This window comes from Candidatus Thermoplasmatota archaeon, assembly GCA_034660695.1.
Classification (GTDB): Archaea; Thermoplasmatota; E2; order UBA202; family DSCA01; genus JAYEJS01.
In genome coordinates this window covers 1-2,979 of record JAYEJS010000008.1, presented here as the reverse complement: position 1 = coordinate 2,979, position 2,979 = coordinate 1, and the positions used below count along the sequence as shown (strand labels likewise).

4 protein-coding genes are annotated in these 2,979 nt (G+C 37.2%); all 4 read left to right on the top strand.

The window, feature by feature from the left end:
* Positions 1–441: 441 nt before the first annotated feature.
* The 4 genes from U9O96_00305 (at position 442) to U9O96_00290 (ending at position 2,786) form a co-directional block, all read left to right on the top strand.
* Positions 442–738 carry a hypothetical protein gene (locus U9O96_00305; protein ID MEA2053552.1) on the top strand — a complete coding sequence of 99 codons (297 nt, stop codon included), beginning with the start codon at positions 442–444 and terminating at the stop codon, positions 736–738.
* The gene (locus tag U9O96_00300) at positions 735–1,253 is read left to right on the top strand and encodes a recombinase family protein (GenBank protein MEA2053551.1); all 519 of its coding nucleotides are present in this window, start codon (positions 735–737) and stop codon (positions 1,251–1,253) included. Before U9O96_00305 ends, U9O96_00300 begins: the two co-directional genes overlap by 4 nt.
* Positions 1,254–1,325: 72 nt before the next feature.
* A complete protein-coding gene (locus U9O96_00295) occupies positions 1,326–1,727 on the top strand; it encodes a hypothetical protein (GenBank protein MEA2053550.1) in 402 nt (133 codons plus the stop codon).
* Positions 1,728–2,786 (top strand): tyrosine-type recombinase/integrase, encoded by a 1,059-nt coding sequence (locus U9O96_00290; protein MEA2053549.1) that lies wholly within the window; start codon positions 1,728–1,730, stop codon positions 2,784–2,786.
* Positions 2,787–2,979: the final 193 nt, after the last annotated feature.

Sequence of the window (2,979 nt, the reverse complement as noted above, 5' to 3'; positions counted from 1 at the left end):
TATGATAAAGATATCCTACAGAATAGCAATTTTGAAACAGTTAGAGAAGCGATGAACAGGACTGCCAATTACTTCGAAAAAGAAACAAGTTTTAGGAATTGGCGTAGTTAACATATCCAACTACTAAAATAAGGGAACAAGCATGGAAATTTTTTAATAAATATAAAGAAGAAAAAGAGAAAAATTGGAACAAACATTTCATCTAGAATTTCGTGAGAAATGAATACAATTAGACCCGATTAACCCCCAAAGTAACCCCCCACAATTCTAACAGATACAACACCAAAGTAACCCCCGACCCCCCACTTTATGTTAAGGGTACAATATTCTATTTTTCATGTTACGCTTTAGGGAGGCAATATGGCAAAAGACGGGGATTCTGAGGATAGATATCCCTAGGATACAAGCACATTTTGAGAAGGTCTACAAGGAGGTGGAAGCATGAATAACCTTAATTTGGGAGTTTTCATGGACGAGGGTAAGTCGTATTTCGGGCATTGCTTGTATCCCGAGCATGAAAATTATCATGCTAGTTTAGCTGGTATATGGGGCTATGAAGATTGGTTCTATTGCCCGATTTGCAAAATAAAATGGAGTGGTGGCAGCAATCTTATTTCTATACCCGATGACATTGATAAGGAAGAATATTTGATGGAATGCGAAGAAAGGTTATCGGATTACCAGGATTTTAATGGTAAAGAAATAGATTATTCTGAAATTTTGAGGGTGCAGCCATGAATGATAAGGTGGCATTATATTCCAGAGTATCTACGCAAGACCAAAATCCAGAGATGCAGAAGAAGGCATTGATTGAGAAAGCAGAGCGGGAGGGATGGGATTATGAGCTGTTCGTTGAGAAAGAAAGCACACGAAAGACACGCCCAATCAAATATCAGCTATATCAACGGCTCTTAAAGAAGGAATTTGAAGCTGTTGTAGTGTGGAAGATTGACCGATGGGCTAGAAGTGTCCAGGAATTGTTGAGGGAAGTGACCACCTTGTATGAGAGAGGAGTTAAATTTATATCTCTCACAGATAGCATAGACCTCTCTTCTGCAAGCGGTATGCTTCAATTCAACGTTATGGCTTCATTTGCCCAGTTCGAGAGAGATATTATATCAGAACGAACGAAAGAGGGATTGAAACACGCCCGAAATGTCGGCAAACGTGGGCGAGACAAAAAGCCACGCCGAAAGTCTGGTTATTACCTGCGATATGCTAGGCAAAAAAACGGGGGTATGAGAAATGGCTGAATCCTTCTTCATACCAGGCATGTTGAATTTCACGACTGAACAAAGGGACGTTTATTTGGAGGGGGGTAAAAAATGAAAGAGGATATGGAAATGAAAATACACATGATTCCTTTGAATTCCGTAAGGGGGATCATAGAATTACACTGTCCTTATCATATTTCAAATGAAGCCACGATAGAATTACGAGATTTACTAGAAGAAGTTGGATTGGAAATAGCCCGAGAGGCTGTCAAAAAATTCGAGAATCTGAACAAATGCCGAGAAGAACAAGGTTTGCCCAGATTGAAACGTCTGAATTCATGGGCTGTGAAAAATTCTAATTACAACAAAGAATTTATAAATGGCTTAAAAAATAAGAATAGGGGATTACAACCTGAAGAGATTGTAATTCCTCAAGGTGGCGATATGTCTGCGCAGACAATCACTGCCAAAGCCCGACAAAGAACCACCGATGACCAAGTGGAGGTGGTATAAATGGGAAATACGCCCGAAGAATACAAGGAATTGCTGGAGAGATACAAGCGATGGTTAAGGATTGAAAGAAGAAACAGCAAAAATACAGTCGACCAAATGGTAAGAGTTACGATATACTTCCTAAAGTGGCTTTGTGATAACAACAAAACTATTGGTGATATAAATCAATCTATCGTTGAATCCTATCTTTCTACATGTTATGACAAATATGCCGGTAATACGATGGTATTGATAACTGCAAATTTAAGAAAATTTTGCCAGCACTTTCTAGGAAAAGAAGTGAATATAAAAGTAGCAAAAATCGTACCACCAAACAGGGATAAAACAGCCTTGACAAAACAGGAAATATTAGCAATATTTAAGGCAGCCAATGATAATCCATTATATTCAGCTCTAATTCGAACATTATATTACACGGGACTTAGAGCATCTGAACTGGTTAACCTTGACTTATCAGACATCGATTTCGATAGATTAAAAATAACAGTTAAGCACGGTAAAGGAAACACTACAAGAACTATTAATATCACAGAAGATTGTGCCAATGTTTTACAAAAATGGATAGACGTCCGTCCTAAACCAAAGAAAGGACACGAAAACGCATTGTTTATAACACTCAACGAACGAAAACGTATATCAACATGCTACCTCCGACATATTACTAAACAAGTAGCATCACAATCAGGCATTGTAAAACAGGTATACCCCCACAAGTTTAGGATAACGATGGTTACGCACATGGCAGAGAACGGATGCACACTAAATGAGATACAAGCACAATCGGGGCATAAAAATATCTCGGTTTTAGTTGGATATATCCAACAGGCATCGAGTAGGATAAGAAAAGCGTATGATAATGTATTTGCTAACATAGAAAACGACATATATGCTGAAAAGAGAATACCTGAGAAAAGAAGATTCAATAATGAGCAATACAAAAAATTAGCAGTAAGGAAGTATTTAGAAGGAGAAGTAGATGAAGATACATTACATTCAATGCTTACTACATTGCAGGAAAAAGAAAACAATAAAAAACCAACCGACCCTTCGTATGCTTAGATTATTATAAATAACAGGATTTACGATATTTATATTAATCCATTATTGTAAATTAGAAATTTATATTACGCCAATTCCTAAAACTTGTTTCTTTTTCGAAGTAATTGGCAGTCCTGTTCATCGCTTCTCTAACTGTTTCAAAATTGCTATTCTGTAGGATATCTTTACCATACTTTGAGAACACTCTTTCAAT